The sequence below is a fragment of the Methyloceanibacter sp. genome (assembly GCF_049590335.1).
Classification (GTDB): domain Bacteria; phylum Pseudomonadota; class Alphaproteobacteria; order Rhizobiales; family Methyloligellaceae; genus Methyloceanibacter.
On the sequence record NZ_JBAWCQ010000013.1, the window covers coordinates 1 to 23141 of the forward strand.

Genomic DNA, 23141 nt, shown 5'->3' on the forward strand with positions numbered 1-23141 from the left:
GTGCCGGCCGGTGCGCCCGTCCCCGCCGCCTCGACAACAAGCCGCCACACACGCTGTACGAATCGGTGCGCGCCGTCGACGCCGCCCGTGGTCCATTCAATGTCGCGCTCGGGCGGAGTGTCGGACAGCATGAACCAGCGCGCCGTATCGGCCCCATAGGCGCTGATGATGTTGTCGGGATCCACCACATTCTTTTTGGACTTCGACATGGATTCGACGGCCCCGACGCTCACGGGGGCGCCGGTTGAGACGTGTACGGACTTTCCGTCCCGGATCGTCACGTCCTCAGGAAAGAGCCAATTGCCCGCCTCGTCCTTATAGGTCTCGTGCGTGACCATCCCTTGTGTAAACAGGCCCTGGAATGGTTCGTCGAGCGCCGCGTGTTGCGTCTTGTGCAGGGCCCGCGTGAAGAAGCGTGCATAGAGCAGATGCAGAATCGCGTGTTCTACCCCGCCGATATACTGATCCACGGGCAGCCAATAGCCGACCGCCTTCGTGTCGGTTGGCACGGGCGCGCGCGGCGAACAGAAGCGCGCGAAGTACCAGGACGAATCGACAAACGTGTCCATGGTGTCGGTCTCGCGCTGCGCTGCGCCGCCGCATTTGGGGCATGTCACATTTTTCCAGGTCGGGTGCCGGTCGAGCGGATTGCCGGGCACGTCGAAGGTGACGTCATCGGGCAGCTTCACGGGCAAGTCCGCGTCCGGCACCGGCACGAGCCCGCAGGCCTCGCAATGGATCATCGGGATCGGACAGCCCCAGTAGCGCTGGCGGGAAATGCCCCAGTCACGCAGGCGGAACTGCGTTTTGCGCTCCCCTTGCGGCGCGCCGCCGACCTGCCGTGCTTCGAGACGATCGGCCATCGCGTTCTTGGCGTCGACAACTGCAAGCCCATCGAGGAAGCCCGAATTGAATAGCGTTCCGTCGCCCGTATAGGCCTCCTCACCGATCTCGAACGATTTCGGGTCTGCGCCGGGCGGCAGCACGACGGGCAGGACCGGGCGTTCATAGGCGCGGGCGAATTCCAGGTCGCGCTGATCGTGCGCGGGGCAGCCAAAAATAGCGCCCGTGCCGTACTCCATCAGAATGAAATTGGCGATGTAAACCGGCAGCTCGGCACCTTCGAGCACAGGGTGGGCAACGCGCACGCCCGTATCGAAACCCTTCTTCTCCTGGGTCTCAATCTCCGCGGCGGTGGTGCCGTGCCGATGGCACTCGTCAATGAAGTCGCGGGCATCCGCGTTCGTTGCCGCGATCGCCTGCGCCAACGCATGATCGGGCGCGATGGCGACGAAGGAGGCGCCAAAGAGCGTGTCGGGGCGGGTGGTGAAAACTTCGATCGTCTCGAAACCTTGCGGGCCGGTGCCCGGCGCCGTCTCGAATTTGAGGAGCAAGCCTTCGGAGCGCCCAATCCAGTTGGCCTGCATCAGGCGGACTTTGTCCGGCCACCGTTCGAGCTTCTCGAGCGCGTCCAGCAAGTCCTGCGCGTAGTCGGTGATCTTGAAGACCCATTCGGGCTGCTCTCGCTGTTCGACAGGCGCCCCCGAGCGCCAGCCGCACCCGTCGATGACTTGCTCATTGGCGAGCACGGTGTTGTCGACCGGATCCCAATTCACTTTGCGCGTCTTGCGGTCAACGAGACCGGCCGTAAGCATGTCGAGGAACAGTTTTTGCTGCTGGTGGTAGTACTCCAGGTCGCAGGTGGCGATCTCGCGCGACCAATCCAGCGACAGGCCCATGCTCTTCAGCTGCCCGCGCATTGTCGCGATATTGTCGTAGGTCCACTTGCCCGGGTGCACGCCCCGCTCGATGGCGGCATTCTCGGCTGGAAGGCCGAAGGCATCCCAGCCCATAGGATGCAGCACGTTGTAACCGCGCGCGCGCATGAATCGCGCCACCACGTCCCCCATCGTGTAGTTCCGCACGTGGCCCATATGGATGCGGCCCGACGGGTACGGAAACATCTCAAGCACGTAGTATTTCGGGCGCGGGGTGTCCTCGTGCGCCTCGAACAGGCTCTTGTCGTGCCAGACCTTTTGCCAATGTTTTTCGCGTGCCGGCGCGTCGTAGCGATCCGCGGCCATTCTTACCCCATCCGTCTGTCGATTGCGTGGCAATCGAAACCAATTCGCCAACAGGGTCAAGCGCGCTGAAATCGCACGTTACCACAGGCTGCGCCGCAGGTAGACGTAGGCTGCGCCACGACTAGACATGGTCGCCGGCGGCGCTAATGATGGGCCTTAGGTATCCCGCATGAACTCAGAAAGCCATTCCGCCGCGGAAATTCCATCCCGCCTGGACCTGGTCCAGGAGGATATCCGTCTGGCCTGCGAGGCCGCCGATCGTCCGGCAAATGCCGCGAAGCTCGTGGCGGTGAGCAAGACCATGCCTGCCGCGGCGGTTGCAGACGCGATCGAGGCGGGTCAGCGCATCTTCGGCGAGAACCGCGTGCAGGAAGCGCATGGCAAATGGCCTGCGCTAAGGGACCTCCATCCCGACGTGGAATTGCATCTCATCGGCCCGCTCCAGACCAACAAGGTCAAGGAAGCCGTCGCCCTGTTCGATGTGATCGAGACCGTGGACCGGCCGAAACTGGCCCGGGCCCTTGCCGTGGAAATGGAGCGTGTCGCCAAGCGCCCGCGCTGTTTCGTGCAGGTCAATACAGGCGAAGAACCGCAGAAAGCGGGTATTGCGCCGGACGAAGCCCCCGAATTCGTCACGCTCTGCCGGGAGACGTTCGCGCTGCCCATCGTGGGGCTGATGTGCATCCCACCGCAGGACGAAGAGCCGGCCATGCATTTTGCGCTGCTGGCCAAGCTAGCCGGCGAGCTGGGGCTCAAGGAGCTCAGCATGGGGATGAGTGCCGACTTCGAAACGGCGATTATGTTCGGGGCGACCTATGTCAGGGTCGGCACAGCGATCTTCGGCGCGCGCGTTCTGCTCGAGTAGCCGCGCCGCAATAGAGCTGCTCGGAGAGCCTCTAGGGCATGACTAAGAAGCCACTGCCGGCGCGCAGCTGAGCCACCACGGCTAAGAGATCCCCGAACGAGAACGCGATGCAGCCTTCGGTGGGCGTATAGCCCGGGCGCGCCAGGTGCACGAAGATCGCGCTTCCGCGGCGGCGTACACGCGGCCGGTCGTTATGGCCGAGCACCAGCACGACGTCGTAGAGCGCATCCTCCCGCATCATCGTCTCGGTGCTGTGCCTATAGGGACGCCGGATCGGCCGGTTGTAGTTCCGGTCGACCGGATCGTCACACCAGCCATCGCCTATGCGGATGGCCCGGAGCGGTAACGCGGAACGGGGCCGACGCACACGGTCCGCCCTATAGAGCACCAAGCGCACGGGCAGACAGCCGATCGGCGTTCCGCCGTCGCCTTCGCGTTTCAGGGCCTTGATGCCGCCGCGGCCAAGCGCTGCGCGCCGGACGCCATTGGCCAGCTGAACGCGGGCCTCCGTCGGCCGGCCCGGCGCACGCCGGACAACTATGGGCTTTGGCCGTCTCACGGCTATTTCAGCCTCTATTCGCCATTTCGCCAGAGAATCGATATGCTTGTGGCTTCGCTGCGCCCCTCTTAAAAGCATTTATCGAGAAAGCCTCCTGCCGGCGATCGACAAAAAACCTTTGGGAAGGATCTGCATATGAGCAACGCGCGCAAGATACTCATCATCGACGATGACGATGAGCTGCGCGAGTCCTTGAGTGAGCAGCTTTCGCTTCATGAGGAGTTCGAGACCGAACTCGCCTGCACCGCTCAGGACGGGCTCAAACTGGCGCGCAATGGCCATGTCGACTTGGTCTTGCTGGATGTGGGCCTGCCCGATCTTGACGGACGCGAGGCCTGCAAGCTGTTGCGGCGCGGCGGGTTCAAGGGCCCTGTCATCATGCTCACGGGCCAGAGTTCCGACGCCGACACCATTTTAGGGCTGGAATCGGGCGCAAACGACTATGTGACCAAGCCGTTCCGTCTTGGCGTCCTGCTTGCGCGCATCCGCGCCCAGCTACGGCAGCACGAGCAGAGCGAGGATGCGGTCTTCACCATCGGGCCCTATTCGTTCAAGCCCGCCTCGAAGCTTCTCGTGGACCCAAATGGCGGCAAGAAGATCCGGCTCACGGAGAAAGAGACGTCGATTCTCAAATATCTCTATCGCGCCGGTGAGCGGGTGGTGACGCGCGACGTCCTGCTGCACGAGGTCTGGGGCTACAATGCGGGGGTCACGACCCATACGCTTGAGACCCACATCTATCGTCTGCGTCAGAAGATCGAGAAGGACCCGTCCCAGGCCGAGCTCCTGATCACCGAGACGGGCGGTTATAAGCTGGTCCCGTGACGTCTCTTTGAGGTCTGGCGCTTGGTCGGCGCCTCAATCGAGTTCGAAATCCGAAATCACCGGCACGTGGTCGGATGTGCGCTCCCAGTCGCGCGTCTCCTCGAGCACCCGCATGGCGACTGTCGCGTCGTCCAGGGCCGGGGTCGTCCAGATATGGTCGAGCCGGCGTCCCCGGTTGGATAGGCGCCAATCGCGGTTGCGATAGCTCCACCAGGTGAACAGCGTTTCTTCGGGCGGAACATGGCGGCGCATCACGTCGATCCAGTCGTGCGAGGCCAGGAGTTGCGCCATCCGCTCGGTTTCCGGCGGTGTGTGACTGACCACTTTTAGCAGCTGCCTGTGGGACCAAACGTCGGTGGGGAGCGGCGCCACATTGAGGTCGCCCACCAGGATCAGGCGGTTCTTGGTCTTCGTCTTGTGCGCCCCCGACCAGGCTGTCAGCGCATCGAGAAAGTCGAGCTTGTGCCTGAACTTGTCGTTGGCATCCGGGTCCGGGATGTCGCCGCCGGCCGGGACATAGAAATTATGCAGCGTCAGAGGCTTGCGCCCATCTAAGCCGTCATCCAGCACTACGGAGACATGGCGCGCATGCCCGTCGCCGCACAGGTCCAGGCGGTCCATCTTCTTGATGGGGATCTTCGAGACTGTGGCGACGCCGTGATAGCCCTTCTGGCCCGTGACGGCGATATGGGGAAAGCCCATTGCTTCGAATGCCGCGCGCGGAAACTGTTCCTCCTGACACTTGATCTCTTGCAGACAGAGAACGTCCGGCTTCTCGGCCCGTACGAACCGCTCCACCAAATCAAGCCGCAGGCGCACCGAGTTGATATTCCATGTGGCCAGTTTGAAACGCATGATGGGCTTGCTAAGCCGTCCCAGGCAGCCAGGCAATGCCGCAATTCGACTGTCGCCTCATTTTCTGGGGATCAACGGAACGGCCAACGCTTATTCGCGCAGAAGATTTTGGGGGAAAGAACGTGGGCGCAAAGAAAAAGGCGTCCAACCGCTGAGTGGGGTTGGACGCCTAAGCGCGTTCTTCGCGCGAGCCGGGAGGGAAGCCGGCTCGAGCAGACCACATCTTCGGCTAGACGGGGGGGCACTGCCGATACAAACGATGTGGTCCGCCTCTGCAACAGAAATATGCAGTCCGAGCGGCGACTTCAAGCCTTCGCACCTGGAAAACTTAACAATTGGTAAAGACCTTGAGGATAAGGCGATAAACCTCTGAGTTACCCACCCATTCTAAAGGGCGAGTTCGGCGCGTCCTTGAATTTGAACCAATATGGAGGTCTTTTTTTGCCAGACACGAGGCTGTCGACCGTCACCCGTGTGGTCAGCCCTTGTGCGTCCGTAATCGTCCACTCTCGCAACTGCAGCTTGGAGCCCGACTTGAAGGCGAGCCTGATATGGCCGGCCGTGCCCTTCCGGTCTTCGAGCGTGATGGCCAGGATTCCGTTGTCGCTCTCGACGCCAAGAATCTTTGCGTCTCGCCCCAGATCAACCGTCGGGGCGAGCAGCAGTCTGAAAGGCGTCGACTTGATGGGGTATTTCTCCAGTGTCTTCAAGCTCTTATCCTGAATTCCAAGAGAATGTCCGTCCGCGATGATCTGCAGCGGGCTCGGCGGCGCGTAGTCGAATCGAATCTGGCCGGGCCGCGAGACGTAGAAGCGCCCATGAGAGCGCTTGTTGCTAGCATCGGTCTGCTTGAAATTGCCTTCAAGCCTGGTCATGCCGTTGAAATAGGCGTTGATTTTGCTAACCGCCGCCGCCTGCTGCTTGCCGATCAGCGGGGTCGGCCCCTTCGCCGCCTCGAGGGCCACCTGCCAGCTCTCGCCCTCGTCGATCTTCGGAGGCACGATCTCTCCGACCGGCGCGGCATTCTCGGCCGGGATAACCTCCTGGCCGATACTCGGACGCAGAGCACCTTGGGGCGCGGGTTGCGGCGCGACGGCCTGGGGCGCGGGGGTCTTCGTAACGGTGGTCGAGGAACCCTGGGCATAGGCCAAGCCCATCGTCAGGCTCAGTGCAATCGGCAGACCTGCGGCGAGAAATGCAGCGCAGCCTTTTGTCATAAATCCCCCATCATCGGAGCCCGCTTGGCGAGGACGTGTCTCGAACGCCTCCGAATAGATGATTTCGCTAGATCTGGTCAACTTATTGGCGCCGACCTGTTTTGTCGCGGGGCTAGTAGGGGGCGGCGGCCTCATCGTTCCCAACCAGGATCTCACGCTTGCCGGCGTGATTAGCGGAACCGATCAGACCTTCCTTCTCCATCCGCTCGATCAGGGTGGCCGCGCGATTGTACCCGATCCCGAGACGCCGTTGGATATAGCTGGTCGAGACCTTTTTGTCCCGTAGCACCACGGCGACAGCCTGATCGTAGAGGTCGTTGCTGCCGTCGCCGTACTCGGCCGCGCCGGTGCCTTCTCCATCCTCGGCCTCGTCGTCGTCCGTGATGGCATCCAGATAAGCCGGAACGCCCTGCTTCTTCAGGTGACGGACGACCTTCTCCACTTCTTCGTCCGACACGAACGGCCCATGCACGCGAATGATCCGCCCGCCACCGGCCATATACAGCATGTCGCCTTGGCCCAGCAGCTGCTCGGCGCCTTGCTCGCCAAGGATCGTACGGCTGTCGATCTTGGACGTGACCATGAAGCTTATCCGTGTTGGGAAGTTCGCCTTGATGGTGCCGGTGATCACATCCACGCTCGGCCGCTGAGTCGCGGTGATCAGGTGGATGCCGGCGGCGCGGGCCATCTGCGCCAGACGCTGGACCGCGGCTTCGATATCCTTGCCCGCCACCATCATAAGGTCGGCCATCTCGTCGACAATGACCACGATGTAGGGCATCGCCTCGTAGTTCATCTCTTCTTGTTCGTAGATCGCCTGGCCAGTCTCCCGGTCGAAGCCGGTTTGAACCGTACGGGTCAGGGTCTCGCCCTTGGCCTCCGCTTGTGCAATCCGCGCGTTGTAGCCCTTGATGTCGCGGACACCGAGCTTGGACATGCGCTTGTAGCGCTCCTCCATCTCGCGCACCGTCCATTTTAGAGCGACCACGGCCTTTTTTGGATCCGTCACAACGGGCGCCAACAGATGCGGAATACCGTCATACACCGACAGTTCCAGCATTTTCGGGTCGATCATGATGAATTTGCACTGCTCCGGCGACAGTTGGTAGAGCAGCGACAGGATCATCGTGTTGATGCCGACCGACTTTCCTGAACCGGTGGTGCCGGCAATCAGAAGGTGTGGCATGCGCGACAGGTCGGCGACCATCGGCTCGCCGCCGATCGTCTTACCGAGCGCCAACGCTAGGCGGGCATCGGTCTGCTGGAAGTCCGGCGATTCGAACAGTTCCCGCAGCATGACCATTTCGCGCCGCTCGTTCGGCAATTCGATACCGATAGCGTTTCGTCCGGGCACTACCGCGACGCGGGCGGCAATGGCGCTCATGGAGCGGGCGATGTCGTCGGCGAGACCGATCACGCGCGAGGATTTCGTACCCGGAGCCGGTTCGAGTTCGTAGAGCGTGACGACCGGGCCCGGCCGCACATTGGTGATCTCGCCCTTCACCCCGAAGTCCTGCAACACACCTTCGAGCTCGCGCGCATTCTCTTGCAGGACCTCGTCTGAGATGCCGGTGCCGCGGGCTACGCGCGCCTTGGGCTGCAGCAGCTTCACCGAGGGCTGGTCGAACGGCGCACCGCTCGGGCGGGCGGCGACACGAGTCAGCTTGCGGACCCGCTTGCGCTGCGGCTCTTCAGTGCGCGTGATCCGATAATCGGGCGCTGCTTCTTCGTCCTCGTCGGTATAGGGCTCATCGCCGTAGCGGTCGTCGACCAATGGCGCGGGACCGAACGACGGCTCGATCCGGCCATCGTCGTAGGCCAGGCGTTTGGGCTCCGCGCTCGCTTCGTCCCAAGACTCATCACGAGAGTCATCATAAGCCTCGGCGTCGGGCTCCAGATCATGGTCGGCCTCGAGATCTTCCTCGTCCACTGATTCGGCACTGGGCTTGCGGCCGACGAGGCGGCGCAGGCGGGCAAAGCAGTCGATCGCCACATGCATGCCGGCACCGACCCAGGCATTGGCCCATTCCTCGGCGGCGCTGGCGCGGGGAGCCCACAGGCCGACGAGTTTCGAGGCGCTGGTGCCGCTGGCGAAGAACAGGAGCCCGAAGCCCGAGACCATGAACACGAGCCCGGCTACGAAGGACACGGCCGACTCGGGCAAAAACGGACCGATGACATGCGCACCGGCCATGATGAAGTCGCCGAGAATGCCGCCAAGTCCGTTCGGTAACGGCCAACTCTTGGGTTGCGGCAATCCGGCGAAGGCCGCGGCCAGCAGCAGGCCGGCGAAAGGCCAGGCCAGAAGGCGGTATTTGATCTTGCCGGGCATCGTGTCAGCGACGAGATGCCAGCCCCAGGCTGCGAGCGGCAGGAACAGGAAGATAGTGGCGAGTCCCAAGGACTGGATACCGAGATCGGCGATTACCGCGCCCCAGCCGCCGAGCAGATTGCGCGGCACGACGGGCGTGGCGTTGTTGAGGCTGGGGTCGTGGACCGACCAGGTCGCCAGGGCCACCCAAACGGCGGTCGCGCCCAGAATGAGTGCAAACCCATAGGTGCCGAAAACGAGACGGCGCAGGCCGTGCTCGACGGCGCTCGGTAAAAGCCGCCGCTTTGGTGTCGATCTGCCTGTCGCTGTCATTTCTCTAGCCCAATGTGGCGACGAGACGTGCTAGCCCCTCGCGCGTTGTCTCCGCGTCATGCACGAGCGCAAGCCGGACGAAGTCCAGACCGTGATCGGCCTGGCCGTCTTGCGACTTCGTGAGATATGTCCCTGGGAGAACTTTGACGCCACATCCTTTCCAAAGGGTTTTCGTGGCCCCCTCGCCACCCCCGAAATCGGCCATATTCAGCCAAAGGAAAAAGCCGCCTTCCGGCCGGGCATAGCCGTAGCGGCCCTGAAGAACAGCCTCGGCGACGTCGAAATTGGCCTGATAGAAGTCGCGCGCGGCCTCCACATGGGTCTCGTCGGCCCAAGCCGCGGCCGAGACATATTGGATTGGCAGCGGGACCTGCGGGCAGGCCACGTTCCGGAATCGCCCGAAAGCATCGAGAAATGCCGGATCCCCGGCGATGAAACCCGAGCGCAACCCCGGAAGGCCCGACCGTTTCGACAGCGACTGAAAGGACAGCACGTTCGTGAGGTGCCCCGTGGCGCCTTGCGCGACCGCGAGCGCCGCGGGAGGAGGCTCATCAGTGTAAATTTCCGAATAGCACTCGTCTGCGAGGACAAGAAAATCGTGGGTTCGGGCAAGGCGGACTGCCTTTTCGAGATAGCCGGTGCTGGCCACGGCGCCCTCCGGGTTGGATGGCGAGCACAGATAGAGGGCGACGGTCCGGTCAAGAAGCTCGTCGTCAATCGCATCGAGATCGGGCAGAAAGCCCTTCTCCGGCGCGGACTTGAGAAACACGGGCTCGGCCCCCGCGACGGCCGCCGCCGCCGCATAGACTTGGTAAAACGGGTTCGGAATGAGGACTACCGGATCGGTGACATCGGGTTTCCGCGCGAGCGCTGGAAAGATGGCGGAGAACAGCCCCTCCCGGGAGCCGTTGAGCGGCAGGACATGCGTCTCCGGGTCCACAACGCCGTCGAGCACCGGGTAGCGCCGTTCGAGCCATTCGCAAATCGCTTGCCGCAAGGGGAGCACGCCGCGAATGGGTGGGTATTTTCCGAACGCCGCCAAATGCTCCTCAAGCACGGGCTGCACGAAAGGCGGCAGCGACGTGTGCGGCTCACCCAGCGAAAACAGAATCGGATCGGCGCCGGGCGGCGTGTCCGCAAGGAGCGCATTGAGGCGCGCGAAGGGTGAGCGGATCAGGGTTTCGAGCGCGATTCCGCTAGCGGCTTCAGTGTGGGACATGGTGCTTTGCGTGTAGGCCAAGTCGGGCGCCTCGGCAATGGGGGCCTAAAGGTCAGGCGCTGTTCGGACCGGGTGCGGGGAGCACATAAGGAGACCCCGGCGCCGCAAGCGACGCCGGGGTCCGAGGTGGAGCTAGTTGTCAAGGGAGGAGGAGATCTAGCTCGAATTCTCCAGTGTTCTTGTCCCTCTTGGTTTTGCGCGAAGGCCTATTGGACGGTCTCACCATGGAGATTAATGTCCAAGCCCTCGATCTCGACCGGCTCGCTCACCCGGACACCAACCAGAATATTGGTGATGATCAGGATCACGAAGGTCGCGATGGCACACCACACCATGGTGGCGACGATGCCCCAGATCTGGGTCAGGACCTGACCGGGGTTGCCTTCGAGCAGGCCGGCAGTGCCGCCGATCGCCTCAACGGCGAATACGCCGGTGAGGATGGCGCCGACGATACCGCCAACGCCATGGATGCCCCAAACGTCGAGCGAGTCGTCATAGCCAAGCGCCTTCTTGATCGTCGTCGACATGAAGAAGCAGATCACGCCGGCGGCAATACCGATCCAGAGCGCGCCCCAACCATCGACGAACCCGCAAGCCGGGGTGATGGCCACGAGGCCCGCAATGGCACCAGAAATGATTCCGAGCACGGACGGCTTCTTGTGGACGATCCATTCGACAAACATCCAGGCAAGCGCTGCAGCGGCCGTGGCTAACTGGGTCGCAAGCATGGCCATACCGGCGGCACCATTGGCGCCGAGCGCCGACCCGGCGTTGAAGCCGAACCAGCCCACCCAAAGTAGTGACGCGCCGATCACGCTGAGTACCAAGTTATGCGGTGCCATGTTTTCGGTCCCATAACCCACACGTTTGCCAAGGAAAATGCACGCCACAAGTGCGGCAACACCGGCATTGATGTGAACGACCGTACCGCCAGCAAAGTCGAGAACGCCATCTTCTGAGAGGAAGCCGCCGCCCCAGACCCAGTGCCAGACCGGCACATAGACGATGAGCAGCCATAGGCACATGAATATGCAAACCGCCGAGAACTTCATGCGGTCGGCAAATGCACCCACGATGAGGGCCGGCGTGATGGCCGCGAAGGTAAGCTGGAAGGTGAAGAACACCGACTCAGGTATTGTGCCACTCAACGTATCCGGACCAATGCCCGCGAGGAACATTTTGTCGAAGCCGCCGATATACGAGTTCAATGAACCACCATCGGTGGCGGCCAGCGAGTAGCCGACCATATACCATAGCAACGTCATCAAGCAGACGATCGTGAAAACCTGCATCAGAACGGCTAGGACGCCCTTTTTTCGGACGAGGCCGCCGTAAAACAGGGCGAGGCCGGGAATGGCCATCATCAGCACGATTGCGGTCGCGACGAGCATCCAGGCCGTGTCGCCCGTGTCGAGTTTGGCTCCAGCCTCCTCGCCCGAACCAGCGGCTTCAAGCGGTTCTTCCAGTTTAGGCGCTTCGGCAGCCGGCTCCGCTTGGGCCACCTTGAATTCGGCCATATCGGCAATAGGCGCGTTGGCCGCTCCCGCGGCGTCTCGAGCGATTGCCGGATCGACATGGGTCAGCGCGAGCAACACTAGCGCCGCGACCACGCCGAGCATGTATTTGGCAAAAGTCGTCATCTTAAACTTTCCCCCCATCACAGTGCTGATTCGTTGGTTTCGCCGGTGCGAATGCGCACCGTTTGCTCGACGGGAACGACGAAGATCTTGCCGTCGCCGATCTGACCGGTCTTCGCGGCGGCGACGATAGCGTCCACTGCGTTGTCGACCATCTTTGTAGGCACAACGACCTCGATCTTTATCTTCGGCAGGAAGTTCACGGCGTACTCGGCGCCGCGATAGATCTCCGTGTGGCCTTTCTGCCGCCCGTATCCTTTGACCTCTGTAACGGTCATGCCTTGCAGTCCAAGATCTGTGAGGGCTTGACGCACCTCGTCGAGCTTGAATGGCTTGATGATTGCCATCACCAGCTTCATCTGTTTGAGCCCTCCATAATTGACGGCGGTCTGGGCGGAGGTCGCCGCAGCTTCTGCCGTTGGAACCCGTTAACAGAGTCAAGCCGCGTGCCAAGTCTGCGGGAAAGCAGGCAAGTCATTGTTTTTACGAAGATTACACCAAGCCGGCCCACCGGTGCGTACTGGTTGAGCAATGGCGTTTCGCACAGATTGGAGGCAGCGAGGACCGATTGCCCATAAAATAGGCTAAGAAGCGGCCGTCCGCTCGCGTACCAGGCCCTCTTGGGCTGTGGACGCCACGAGACGCCCGTCACGCGTGTAGAACGTGCCCCGGCAGAAGGCCCTTGCGGCGCCCGAAATGGGGCTGTCTTGCGCGTAGAGGAGCCATTCGTCGGCCCGGAACGGCTGGTGAAACCACAGCGCATGGTCGAGGCTGGCCAGCATAAGGCCTGGGTCGAACACGAACCTCCCATGGGCCACGAGGGCCGTATCCAAGAGCGTGAAGTCCGAGGCGTAGGCCAGGACGCATTGATGCAACGCCTGATCGTCGGCAAGAGCCCCGTTCGCCCGGATCCAGATCAGCTGGCTCGGCTCGCGCTTCTGTGGGGACAAATAGCGCGATAGATCAACGGGGCGCATCTCGATGGGTCGTTCCGCCTGCCAGTAGGCTTTGACCTGAGGCGGCAGGCGATCGATGAGGGTTTCGGTCAGGACAGCTTCGCTCGGCACCTCTTCGGGCAGCGGGACGTCGGGCATCGCCATCTGATGCTCGAGGCCCTTTTCCTCCCGGTGAAACGAGGCTGCCATGGAAAAGATGGCGTGGCCGTGCTGAACCGCCAAGACCCGGCGCGTCGAGAAGCTCTTGCCATCGCGAATTCGATCCACCTCGTAGATGATCGGGACAGCAGGATCGCCGGCGCGCAAAAAATAGGCATGGAGCGAATGGGCGCCGCGGTCTTCTAAGGTTCGCTGGGCGGCGACGAGCGCTTGACCGATAACCTGGCCGCCGAAAACCCGCTGCCATCCGACTTGCGGGCTGAGGCCCCGGTAGAGGTTGTGCTCCAAGGGTTCCAAGTCGAGGATCGACAGGAGTTGATCGACAGCAGCACTCATAAGACAGGCCCCTTTCGACGTCGCGGGTTCTGCGGCGGTCAGCCCGCACTATGCCCATAGCAGTTTGTGTGTGTGGGCGAAAAGGTGGTGCCCTGCCGCGCGGCCACCCGGCGCTTGGTCACTCAAGCGGTGGCGCAGCCGCACGCGCTCGCCTATAGAGGACCCGTGGCCCAGAGCGCTAATCAACAGAGCGGTTTCCGCATTGTCGTCGCCGGCGGCGGCTTCGCCGGGGGAACTCTCGCCCTGGCGCTTGCGCAGCTCGCCCCGAAGACCTGCCGGGTGACGCTCGTCGACGCGGCCCCCCCCGAAATCGCACAGGAGCCAGACGGCCGGGGGCTTGCCCTTTCGCCGGCCTCGAAAAATCTGCTGAGCGCCATTGGGCTGTGGCCACGCCTGGCACCCGGCGCACAATCCATGGACTCTATAGAGCTCACGGACAGCCCGCTCAACGCCGCCCTGCGCCCTCATCTCCTGGGCTTTACGGACGAACTGCGCGACGAGGGGGCCAAGGCCTGGCTCGTCGAGGCCGGCGCGCTTCTTGCCGCAATCATGGAAGCTGTCGTCGCTCATCCCGGTATCGAGCTGATCGCGCCTGATACGGTCCAGGGTTTCAAGGTAGATGGATTCGGTGCCGACATTCATCTCGCGAGCGGCCGGACCTTGCGGGCCGCGCTGATCGCTGCCGCCGATGGCAAGAACTCCCGGCTGCGCGAGCTTGCCGGCATTAATTGCATCGGCTGGTCCTACGCACAAAAGGGCATCGTTGCGACGCTCTCACATGAGAGACCCCATGAGGGTCGAGCGATCCAGCATTTCCTCCCCTCCGGGCCGTTCGCGATTTTGCCGCTCAGGGGCAACCGCTCCTCGATCGTGTGGACCGAGGACGCGGACAAGGCCACGGCGTTGGTGGCGGGCGATAAGGATGTCTTCCTGGCCGAGCTCGGCCGCCGTTTCGGCCATCGCCTGGGCGCGATTTCTCTCGAGGGTCACCCGCGCGCGTTTCCTCTGGCCTTCCAGATGGCCCGCGCCTTTGTCGGCGACCGGCTGGCGCTGGTAGGCGATGCCGCCCATGTCGTGCATCCGCTGGCAGGCCAGGGACTGAACATCGGGCTGCGCGATGTCGCGGCCCTGGTGGAGGCCATCACCGACAATGCCCGCCTCGGTCTCGATATCGGTTCGGCGACGGCGCTCGGGCGCTATCAGCGCTGGCGCCGGTTTGACAGCGCGTTTTCCGGCGCGGTGATGGACGGCATGAATAGGCTGTTCTCGAACGACAAAGCACCCTTGCGCGCGATCCGCGATCTCGGCATGGGGCTTGTCGATCGGGCGCCCGGCCTCAAGCGCTTTCTGGTGCGCGAGGCCGCCGGCGCCACCGGCGATGTCCCGCGCCTGTTAAAGGGCGAGGCCCTTTAGAGGCGTGGCGGCTCAATCCATGTCCGCTCAAGCCATGGCACCGGCTGGTTTCGTCACGCGGTTCGCGCCATCTCCAACGGGGCTGCTCCATCTCGGCCATGCCTATTCGGCGCTGACGGCCTGGGATGCGGCCGCAAGCGCCGACGGCGTGTGCCTTCTCCGCATCGAAGATACCGACACAGCCCGCGTGCGCGCCGAATACGAGGCGGCGATCTACGAGGAATTGCGCTGGCTTGGCCTCACCTGGCCAGAGCCGGTAATGCGCCAGTCCGAACGACACACGGCCTACGCCGAGGCACTCGCTCATCTCGACCGTCTCGGCGTGACCTATCCCTGCCGCTGCACCCGCGCCGATATTCGCAGCGCCCTCGCAGCCCCGCAGGAAGGCGCGGATCCCTCACTAGCCGCCCCTGCCGTCTATCCTGGAACATGCAGCAACCGTGCGATGTCGGAGGCGGGACCGTCGGAGGCGATCCGGCTTAACCTCGATCATGCCCTAAGACTCACGGAGGGCCAGAGCTTGCGTTGGACCGAGACGGGCCCTGCGCATGCGGGTTGCCACACGCTCGATCCTCCCGTCCTGCGCGAAGGCGTTGGCGACGTGGTCCTCGCGCGGAAAGACATTGGTACCGCCGCCTATCACCTCGCGGTCGTCGTCGACGACGCGACCCAGGGCGTGACGCATATCGTCCGCGGGGAGGATTTGCTGGAGGCGACACCTATCCATCGGCTTCTACAGGCTCTGCTCGAGTTGCCTGTGCCCGTTTGGCACCACCACGCCCTCGTCCGCGATGAGGACGGAAAGCGGCTCGCCAAGCGCGACAACGCTCGAGCGATCCGCACCTATAGGCAAGCGGGGCTGACACCGGCAGATGTCCGGCACTTGAGCGAGGATTCTACGAGATAGCGCGCTGACTCTTTCGGGCGGTCGCCTAAGCGTCGTCCAGCTTACGCGCTTCTTCGGGCAGCATGATCGGAATGCCGTCGCGAATGGGATAGGCCAGTCCCGCCGCGCGGCTGATCAGCTCCTGGCGTTTTGCATCGTAGTCCAGAGACGTTTTCGTCAGTGGGCAGACTAAAATCTCTAGAAGCTTAGTATCGACGCTCCTGCTCTCCGGGTTGGGCGTATCATTGGCGTCCGTCATTGCAGTGATGTCCCTGAACTGTCGTCCCGCGCGGCAAGCTCCATCTCGGCTAGCGCGACCAAGGCATCGGCCCGTTCCTTGAGGTTGCCGGCCTCGAGAAGCGCCTGCTTCTCTTCGCTCCCATACGGAGACAGGATCGACAGCGTATTGACGAGCTGTTCGTTCGCCGCCTCATTGATCCGGTCCCAGTCTGCATGCAGACCGTTCGTCTCAAGATAGCGCCGCAGCGTTGAAAGAAGGCGGACGCGATCCACTTCGTCTTCACCGAGGTCTCGGATAAAATCGTCTGCATACGGCAGAAAGTTCGCAGCGAAGACCCGGAAGGGCGTATCGGAGGCGAGTTCGTCGCCGAGCTCGAAGCGCGCAATGCCGGTCAGAGAAATGACTTCGGGTCCGTCCTCCGTTTCGTTGAACGACGTAATACGTCCGACGCAGCCCACGTTCCTGACCGGGAAGGATTTTCCTCGCGGCGATTCCGTGGAGCCTGTCTCGCCGGCGGGCTGCACGACGCCAATGAGCCGCTTATTGGCGAGAGCATGATCGACCAGTGCAAGGTACCGGGGCTCGAACACGTTGAGCGTGAGCGATGCGCGCGGAAGAAGAATCGCGCCGCTCAAGGGAAAGATCGGCACGACGGAGGGGAGATCGTCAGGGCTGCTATAGGGGCTGGTCATGGAACACGCCTCGTAGGCCTCGTCAGGCGAAGAGCAACGACGAAAGTCGCTGTCGGCCTGAGGTCGTCGCGGGGTCCGTGGGTCCCCAGACCTCGAAGAACTGCACGAGCTGCTTCCGGGCCGCTTCCTCATTCCAGTTGCGGTTCTTGGCAACAAGCGCAAGAAGCGTATCGAGCGCGCCCTCCCGGTCCCCATTCGCATTCAAGGCCAGGGCCAGATCGAATTGGGCTTGAAGGTCCTCGGGCGCCTGCGCTGCCTTCGCCCGCAGCGCGTCCACGTCGCCAGCTTCGTCGGACTTACGCGCAAGATCGAGCGCCGACCGGACCGCGGCAATCGACGGGCTGTCGGCCTTGTCGGGCGGCGCGAGCGCGAGGGTCTGCTCCGCGCGTTCGCGATCGCCTGTTTTGACGTAGCACTTCGCAAGGCCTGCCAGGGCATCCAAGTTCTCCGGCTCATCCTGCAGAATCTGTCCGAAGATCTGCGCGGCCGCGTTGACGTCGCCGGCCTCGAGCGCCGCGTCGGCTGTCTCCACATCGGCGGCGGTACCGACAGTCTCGCCCACGAGCCGCGCAATAAACGCGCTGATCTGTGATTCCGGCAGCGCGCCCATGAAGCCATCCACGGGCCGCCCGTCCTTGAAGCCAAACACGGCGGGGATGGACTGCACGCCCATTTGGCCGGGAATCTCCGGATAGTCGTCGATGTTCATTTTGACCAGGGCCACCGCGCCCTTGGAAGCACGGACAACCTTCTCAAGGATCGGCGTGAGCTGCTTGCAGGGTTCGCACCAGGGCGCCCAGAAGTCGACCAGCACGGGCCGGGTCTGCGAGGCGTCGACGACGTCGCGCACGAAGTCCTGTGTGGTGGTGTTTTTGACCGTTTCAGCGCTGGGCGCATCCTCGCCTTGCGTGCCGAGGATCGGGGTATCCATGCTCATGCTTAAATCCGTGGGCCGCACCTACATCGCGGCATTTAGCAGTTGTCTCGTTCGCCCCGAAAGATGGGCCGTCGGGCCCCGTTTGGCAACCTTGGCGCCGCGTGGCGCAATTCCTCGAAGCGACATTACTTCATGCCAGCGGCAAGATTTCGGGCTCGTGTCCGCAGGCGCGTATGAAGCGCAGGAGGTCAGACGTCGCCAGCCGCGTGGTGGCACGGTTGTCCAGCGGATGACAGTTGACCTCCGCAAAGGCGATCAGCGCCTCGTCCACGACCACGGCGGTAAGGGCCGTCGAGCCTTCGTGCATGAGCGCCAGTGCCGTGACCGAGCCAGGCTCGATCCCCAGCACGGCCTTCATCTGCGCCGGCTTTCCAAAGCTGAAGCGTCCGAGCCCTAGCCTTTTGGACAGGCCCTTGAAATCGACCTTGGTGTCTTCCTTGGCCACGACCAGGACCAGCCGGTTCTCTTTGTCCCGCAGGAACAGGTTCTTGGTATGGGCGCCGGAAATCGTGCCACGCAAGGCTTTTGACTGCTCGACCGTGAACATGGCCTCGTGCTCGACGGTCTCGGAGGCAATTCCCAACGCCTCCAGATACGCAAAAAGCTTGGTGCGTGCTAAATCCATTGCGTTTGGTGCGCGGTTCCTTTAATGGGAGCCCCTCACCGGGACGGAACGTGTTCCGGTGATGGCGCGGCGGGCGCAAGTAGACAGTCCGTACGCTATCCACTACAAGGCCACGACGTGGCAAGTGACCACCCAGAGACTTGAAATTCAAGGACGAGCGGTGGTTTGGAGTGCGGGTGTAGCTCAGGGGTAGAGCACAACCTTGCCAAGGTTGGGGTCGTGGGTTCGAATCCCATCGCCCGCTCCATATTCTCTTACGTAGAGTTGATTGACGCGCCACCCCGGCGTGTGGCGATGCTGCCGCCTTGCGGCGGGTCGCTGACGGCTGTTCGCTGTGCGATTCGGCAGAACTTTCGTCCGGCTCGTCCTAGAACCGGAAGGGGGTGCGGCGCTGGGGGGAGCGGCGCTGGGGGTAGCGGCGCGTATAACGCGGGCGCGAGGACCGCTCCCGCGTGTAGGTCGGGCGCCGCCGCGTCGTGCGCTTGCGCACCCGCCGCTTAGGCGAGGCACTGGCGCGAAGCACCTTGGCGCTCTTGGTCGTATCCCAGACGAGGAAGTCGGCGCCCTTGGGCAGCGCCGCGGAGTTAATCGCCGTATCGGCCACGATCAGGGACGATCCGGGTGTCAGACGCTCGGAAATCTTCTGGCGCACATCGGCAGGAATCTCGATCCGGTTGAGGACGGATTCGGCGGTCTCTTTGTCGTTCAGGCTGATTGCGGTCCAGTCCGCCTGCGTGGCGCCCGGCTCGAAATTCATGATCGTGAAGAGATGCGTGCCGAGCGGCTTGTCCGGGTTGGTGAAGCTAACCGGCGTCGAGAATACGCTGGCGAACTTTTGGCGCACGAACAGCTGCCCTTCGGCCGGCTCTTCCTTGCCAGTCACGGCAAAGATCTTCTTCACCACATCATCGGTGAACGCGCCCGTAACGGGCATCTCGTTGTCTTTCTGGAACGCCTTGAGGGCCCGGATCGTCGCCGCGCCGCGCGTGCCGTCGAAATTCTGTGGGGCCAGATAGCCCATGTCGGACAGCATGTACTGCACGTCGACCGTGCGGTCGCGCGCGGTACGCCGCGTGACCAAGATGCGCAGCGGTTCTTGAGAAATCGGGTCGGCGGCCTCGAAGGCCGCAGCGCTTGCACCCGCACCCAGGCGCGACAGCATCACAGAGGGACGCGTCAGCGGCAGCGGCGGATGGTCGTTCACGCCAAGGACTGAAAGCGACAGTGCGAGGGGCTGCTGGGACTTGGCCGTCACGGCGTCGGCCGACACGGTCAGAATGGGCTGAGCCGCCGGCTCGGTATCCGTTGCCGTCTCGCGCACGACAGCGGCGATCGGATCGGCGTCCTGGCTCTCCTCGGCGGCAACCTCGGCTTCGCCCTGCGCGGAGGATCCCGGCGAAATCACGTCGGGCGCAACCGCGGCCGACTTGATTTCCTTTGTCTCGATGGCTTGCGCTGCGATGTCCCCTGCCTCGGCGTCCTCGAGCGTGACGGTCTCTTCGGCGCGCGGCAGCCGGTCTTCAGCTTTGGGCGCCTCGCGGTCAAACAGGCGATCTTGGTGCTTCATGAAGTCGTCGGATGTTTCGACCTCTGCGATGTCGTAGTCGGCCTTCGCAGCATCGCCGGTCTTCGCCGGAGATTTGGCCGCAACGGCATGGGACCCACTGCCGATGAACGGCTCGGCGCCCGGGTCGATCGCGTGCTGGGTCGTGTCCTTGAGCGCGGTCGAAACCTGGAGTTTCGGCGCCCGCGCGGTCGAGCCCGTCGTCTCCGGGATCAGCGCCAGTTTCGCGGCGGCCTTGCCCATGATCGGCTTCGGCGTCACGGCTGCCGCCTTGGCAAAGACGACCGGCAGTCCGAAGGGCTTGGCCGGCACCGCGTCATTGCTGGACTTGCGCATCGGCGTCTCGGTCGTCTCGTCCTGCGTCAGGAGCTCAGGCGGCATCGGCGGCGGGAGCGGCTGGAATAGGGCCGGATGTGAGATCGGCTTCGGCTTTACCGCGCTGTGGGCCACAACGACCTGGAGGCCAACCTGCGTCATGGCAAAAAGCTTGGGCGCGAACGAGTAGGGAAGACGGATACAGCCATGGGAGGCCGGGTAACCCGGCACCACGCCGGCGTGGAGGGCGGTTCCGGTCCAGGTCAGGCGCTGCATCCAGGGCATGGGCGCGCCGTTATAGAGGTTCGAATAGTGCCGCCGGCGCTTCTCCAGAATGCTGTAGATGCCGGCTTTCGTGGAATGGCCCCGTTTTCCGGTCGAGACGGCCGTTGTCGTGACCAGCGAGGTGCCGCGATAGATTTGCGCTCTCTGGTTCGGCAGCGACACCACGATCGTCATGGGCTCGTCGGTGCTAACGAGTGCGCCGTTCTCGGCGGCTGCGGGCGCAGCCCAAAGGGCCGCGGCGAGAACCGCCACGCTCGAAACAGTCGTAAATCTCATAAAAGTTCGCATCTTGGCGCCTGCCCGTGTTTTCCAGGTCTTACGCCTACGCAACACCGCAACTCTACTCATAAGAGCCCCCAAAACAACTCACGAATCAGCCTAGAAGAGGCCTCGGAGTTTGACTAGCAAAGCCTTCCGATTGGCTAACGCCCACCAAGAGGTGTCCTGACGGACGTCTACCCGCGTGCCTGTGGAAAAAACGCTGCTCAGCCGCACACTTAGATTAGGTGTGCAGTGCAAAAAAGAAAGAGCCAAAGGCCTCTAAGCTGCCGCGCAGCCAGTAGAAAGTTGGCCGCTGTCTCATTCGCGCAACACCCAATCGGGGTGTTGGGGCACCGCCCGCGCGAATCTGCTTGTCACTGGAGGGGGCGACTACTACACGAGGTCTTTAGAGGGATAGCTCGGAAGGAGACCACCATGCAGGCCTTGGCGCGGATTTGGAACGGGCCCATCGGCCGGACCGGTATCCTCATGGTCATGGCGGCGTTGCTGGCCGGCTGTGGGATCAACACCATCCCGACGCTGGATGAGCGTGCGAAGGCCGCCTGGAGCCAAGTGCTCAATCAGTACCAGCGCCGCGCCGATCTCATTCCCAATCTGGTCGAAACTGTAAAAGGCTTCGCCGAGCAGGAAAGTAAGGTCCTGACGGAAGTCATCGAGGCGCGGGCTAAGGCCTCCCAGGTCAAAATTCCAGAGGACATCCTCACGAACAAGGAAGCCTTCGACAAATTTCAGGACGCGCAGAATAATCTTTCGGGTGCGCTGGGCCGGCTCCTTGTCACCGTGGAGCGTTACCCCGACCTCAAGTCGAACCAGAACTTCCTCGCGCTCCAATCTCAGCTGGAGGGCACCGAGAACCGAATCGCGATCGCGCGGCGCGACTACATCGCGGCCGTTCGCGACTACAACACCGAGCTGCGAACCTTCCCCGGGCGGTTGTGGCACATGGTGTTGTACTCGAACCTGAAGCCCATGCAGAACTTCGCCGTGTCCGCCGATGCGATGGAAACTCCCAAGGTGGAATTCTAAAGGACCGGTCCGCCGTTCCGTCAACGTGGGGGCTTCATGGCCGCACCGTCGCAGAGCCGCGCAATCCTTCACGGTCTTCTCGGCGCGCTGACAGCGTTCTTGTGTCTGGCGTTCTTCTCGCTCGCTGCGGTGGCCGAACCGGACTTTCCGGCCCTCACGGGGCGCGTTGTCGACAACGCCAATATCTTAAGCCCCGCGGACGAACAGGTTCTGATCGAGACGCTCAAGCAGCTCGAGGACAAGAGTTCCGACCAGCTGGTCGTGGTCACGCTGCCCTCGCTGCAGGGCTACCCGATTGAGGATTTCGGATATCAGCTCGGGCGCCATTGGGGCATCGGCACGAAGGAGCTGAACAATGGCGCGTTGCTGATAGTCGCGCCGAACGAACGCAAAGTCCGGATCGAAGTGGGCTACGGGCTCGAACCCATCCTGACGGACGCGCTGTCCCGCGTGATCATCGACAACGCGATACTACCACGCTTCCGCGGCGGTGACTTTCCCGGGGGCATCAAGGATGGTGTCCGGGACATCGGACTCGCCCTCACGGGTGATGCGGCGGAGATCGAACAGCGCGCCAAGGTCCGCCGCGATGCCGACGAATTGCCCATCGACTGGTTCACGATCCTGTTCTACATCGCGATCTTCCTGCTCATCATGTACCTGTCGAGCAAGGGTGCGATCGTTGCGCCGGGCACCGGGCGCAGCAGCCGCTCCGGGTCAGGCGGCGGTTGGAGTAGCGGCGGCGGTGGATTCTCCGGTGGCGGCGGTGGATTTGGCGGCGGCGGCTCGTCGGGCAGCTGGTAGTTGCGCCACGCTTACTTCACATAGAGATCTGCGAGGGCGGCCAGGTTGTGCCCGCCCGTATCGTCCGCGTCGCTCGACACTGCGATCGCGACGAGTCGGCCCGGGGCTTTACCGAAGGCGCGCTTAAAGTCGGCCGCGATTGCGGCATCCTCCGCAAACCACTGTCCGGCCGCCGCATCGGCCGGCCGTTTCACGATCGAACGCCCTCTCCCTTTGAAATATGGGAGTTTCTGAATCGTGCCGGTCTTGGCCGCACCGCCCCAGACATACATGAGGATGTCACCGCGCCCGGACCGCAACAGCGCCTGCAGGTCTGTGCCGGCTCGTTTGCCGCGCTGGTCCGCGAACGCGAAATAGACCGCCAAGACACGGTCGTCGCCACCTTTTCGGGTGAGGTCCGTCGGGCCGACGCCGCGTGCCTTGCGCCAGCGCCACTTGGCCCTCTCGGCACGCGCAACGCTCGCCGGTGCCGGGCGCCAGAGCAGTCCCGCGCCGCCCGCGGTCTCAATACGCACCGCATCCTTGCCTCGGGCGGTGAACGTCGCCGGACGGCGGCCAGGAAAGCTCACGGCCTTCCACCCGGCAGCTGCGAGGCTCGGTCCGAAGGGAAAGGCAAAACCGCCTGTCATTTCGGGGCCGCGCGCCTCCACCGAGTCTGGCAGGCCGACGAAGATCGCGAACGCCATGGGGATAAGGGCAACGGTGGGGACAAGGG

The 23141-nt window shown here is 63.1% G+C and carries 21 protein-coding genes and 1 tRNA gene; 7 read left to right on the forward strand and 15 right to left on the reverse strand.

What is annotated here, in order from left to right; all coding sequences use genetic code 11:
• A partial coding sequence (gene leuS / locus WBQ77_RS00690; RefSeq protein WP_424058463.1) for a leucine--tRNA ligase occupies positions 1-2084 on the reverse strand: 2084 nt, incomplete at its 3' end.
• Between the two features lie 169 nt (positions 2085-2253).
• Here leuS and WBQ77_RS00695 point away from each other — a divergent pair.
• A complete protein-coding gene (locus tag WBQ77_RS00695) occupies positions 2254-2949 on the forward strand; it encodes a YggS family pyridoxal phosphate-dependent enzyme (RefSeq protein WP_424058465.1) in 696 nt (231 codons plus the stop codon).
• 31 nt (positions 2950-2980) lie between these two features.
• Here the strand turns inward: WBQ77_RS00695 and WBQ77_RS00700 are convergent, their stop codons facing one another.
• On the reverse strand, positions 2981-3508 hold the full coding sequence (locus WBQ77_RS00700; protein WP_424044986.1) for a L,D-transpeptidase family protein: 528 nt from the start codon (positions 3506-3508) through the stop codon (positions 2981-2983).
• A 135-nt stretch (positions 3509-3643) separates the two neighbouring features.
• Here WBQ77_RS00700 and WBQ77_RS00705 point away from each other — a divergent pair, with 135 nt between their 5' ends.
• Positions 3644-4333: a response regulator transcription factor gene (locus WBQ77_RS00705; RefSeq protein WP_424058467.1), complete on the forward strand. Its 690-nt coding sequence runs from the start codon at positions 3644-3646 to the stop codon at positions 4331-4333.
• A gap of 33 nt (positions 4334-4366) precedes the next feature.
• Here the strand turns inward: WBQ77_RS00705 and WBQ77_RS00710 are convergent, their stop codons facing one another.
• The 7 genes from WBQ77_RS00710 to tesB all read right to left on the reverse strand — a co-directional run bounded on the left by WBQ77_RS00710 (position 4367) and on the right by tesB (position 13356).
• Positions 4367-5188 carry an exodeoxyribonuclease III gene (locus WBQ77_RS00710; protein WP_424058469.1) on the reverse strand — a complete coding sequence of 274 codons (822 nt, stop codon included), beginning with the start codon at positions 5186-5188 and terminating at the stop codon, positions 4367-4369.
• Positions 5189-5562: 374 nt separating this feature from the next.
• The gene (locus WBQ77_RS00715) at positions 5563-6405 is read right to left on the reverse strand and encodes a LolA family protein (protein ID WP_424041848.1); all 843 of its coding nucleotides are present in this window, start codon (positions 6403-6405) and stop codon (positions 5563-5565) included.
• A 112-nt stretch (positions 6406-6517) separates the two neighbouring features.
• On the reverse strand, positions 6518-9049 hold the full coding sequence (locus WBQ77_RS00720) for a DNA translocase FtsK 4TM domain-containing protein (RefSeq protein WP_424041846.1): 2532 nt from the start codon (positions 9047-9049) through the stop codon (positions 6518-6520).
• A gap of 4 nt (positions 9050-9053) precedes the next feature.
• Positions 9054-10268, reverse strand: a complete 1215-nt coding sequence (locus tag WBQ77_RS00725; RefSeq protein WP_424041844.1) for an aminotransferase class I/II-fold pyridoxal phosphate-dependent enzyme — start codon at positions 10266-10268, stop codon at positions 9054-9056.
• A gap of 206 nt (positions 10269-10474) precedes the next feature.
• A complete protein-coding gene (locus WBQ77_RS00730; protein WP_424058483.1) occupies positions 10475-11659 on the reverse strand; it encodes an ammonium transporter in 1185 nt (394 codons plus the stop codon).
• A 266-nt stretch (positions 11660-11925) separates the two neighbouring features.
• Positions 11926-12264, reverse strand: a complete 339-nt coding sequence (locus WBQ77_RS00735; protein ID WP_424041843.1) for a P-II family nitrogen regulator — start codon at positions 12262-12264, stop codon at positions 11926-11928.
• Positions 12265-12489: 225 nt separating this feature from the next.
• On the reverse strand, positions 12490-13356 hold the full coding sequence (gene tesB / locus WBQ77_RS00740) for an acyl-CoA thioesterase II (RefSeq protein WP_424058471.1): 867 nt from the start codon (positions 13354-13356) through the stop codon (positions 12490-12492).
• 72 nt (positions 13357-13428) lie between these two features.
• Here tesB and WBQ77_RS00745 point away from each other — a divergent pair, with 72 nt between their 5' ends.
• Both WBQ77_RS00745 and gluQRS read left to right on the forward strand, forming a co-directional pair.
• On the forward strand, positions 13429-14769 hold the full coding sequence (locus WBQ77_RS00745; RefSeq protein ID WP_424058473.1) for an FAD-dependent monooxygenase: 1341 nt from the start codon (positions 13429-13431) through the stop codon (positions 14767-14769).
• Positions 14770-14788: 19 nt separating this feature from the next.
• Positions 14789-15676 (forward strand): tRNA glutamyl-Q(34) synthetase GluQRS, encoded by an 888-nt coding sequence (gene gluQRS, locus WBQ77_RS00750; protein WP_424045187.1) that lies wholly within the window; start codon positions 14789-14791, stop codon positions 15674-15676.
• A gap of 25 nt (positions 15677-15701) precedes the next feature.
• Here gluQRS and WBQ77_RS00755 read toward each other — a convergent pair whose 3' ends face one another.
• The 4 genes from WBQ77_RS00755 to WBQ77_RS00770 all read right to left on the reverse strand — a co-directional run bounded on the left by WBQ77_RS00755 (position 15702) and on the right by WBQ77_RS00770 (position 18150).
• Entirely contained in the window at positions 15702-15914 is a 213-nt protein-coding gene (locus WBQ77_RS00755; RefSeq protein WP_424058475.1) for a Trm112 family protein, read from the reverse strand.
• Positions 15911-16588 (reverse strand): LON peptidase substrate-binding domain-containing protein, encoded by a 678-nt coding sequence (locus WBQ77_RS00760; RefSeq protein ID WP_424058477.1) that lies wholly within the window; start codon positions 16586-16588, stop codon positions 15911-15913. Before WBQ77_RS00760 ends, WBQ77_RS00755 begins: the two co-directional genes overlap by 4 nt.
• Positions 16589-16610: 22 nt before the next feature.
• The gene (locus WBQ77_RS00765) at positions 16611-17519 is read right to left on the reverse strand and encodes a tetratricopeptide repeat protein (protein WP_424045192.1); all 909 of its coding nucleotides are present in this window, start codon (positions 17517-17519) and stop codon (positions 16611-16613) included.
• A gap of 136 nt (positions 17520-17655) precedes the next feature.
• Complete coding sequence (locus WBQ77_RS00770; RefSeq protein WP_424045182.1) at positions 17656-18150, reverse strand: prolyl-tRNA synthetase associated domain-containing protein; 495 nt, start codon at positions 18148-18150, stop codon at positions 17656-17658.
• Positions 18151-18322: 172 nt separating this feature from the next.
• Between WBQ77_RS00770 and WBQ77_RS00775 the strand changes: the two genes are divergently transcribed.
• Positions 18323-18397, forward strand: a tRNA-Gly gene (locus WBQ77_RS00775).
• A gap of 120 nt (positions 18398-18517) precedes the next feature.
• Here the strand turns inward: WBQ77_RS00775 and WBQ77_RS00780 are convergent.
• On the reverse strand, positions 18518-20590 hold the full coding sequence (locus tag WBQ77_RS00780; RefSeq protein WP_424058479.1) for a L,D-transpeptidase family protein: 2073 nt from the start codon (positions 20588-20590) through the stop codon (positions 18518-18520).
• A gap of 420 nt (positions 20591-21010) precedes the next feature.
• Between WBQ77_RS00780 and WBQ77_RS00785 the strand changes: the two genes are divergently transcribed.
• Positions 21011-21622 (forward strand): LemA family protein, encoded by a 612-nt coding sequence (locus tag WBQ77_RS00785; protein ID WP_424045180.1) that lies wholly within the window; start codon positions 21011-21013, stop codon positions 21620-21622.
• Positions 21623-21658: 36 nt separating this feature from the next.
• On the forward strand, positions 21659-22426 hold the full coding sequence (locus WBQ77_RS00790) for a TPM domain-containing protein (RefSeq protein ID WP_424058481.1): 768 nt from the start codon (positions 21659-21661) through the stop codon (positions 22424-22426).
• A gap of 11 nt (positions 22427-22437) precedes the next feature.
• On the opposite strand, the gene WBQ77_RS00795 is transcribed toward WBQ77_RS00790, so the two are convergent.
• The coding region (locus WBQ77_RS00795) for a DUF3047 domain-containing protein (RefSeq protein ID WP_424058482.1) at positions 22438-23141 on the reverse strand (704 nt) is incomplete at its 5' end.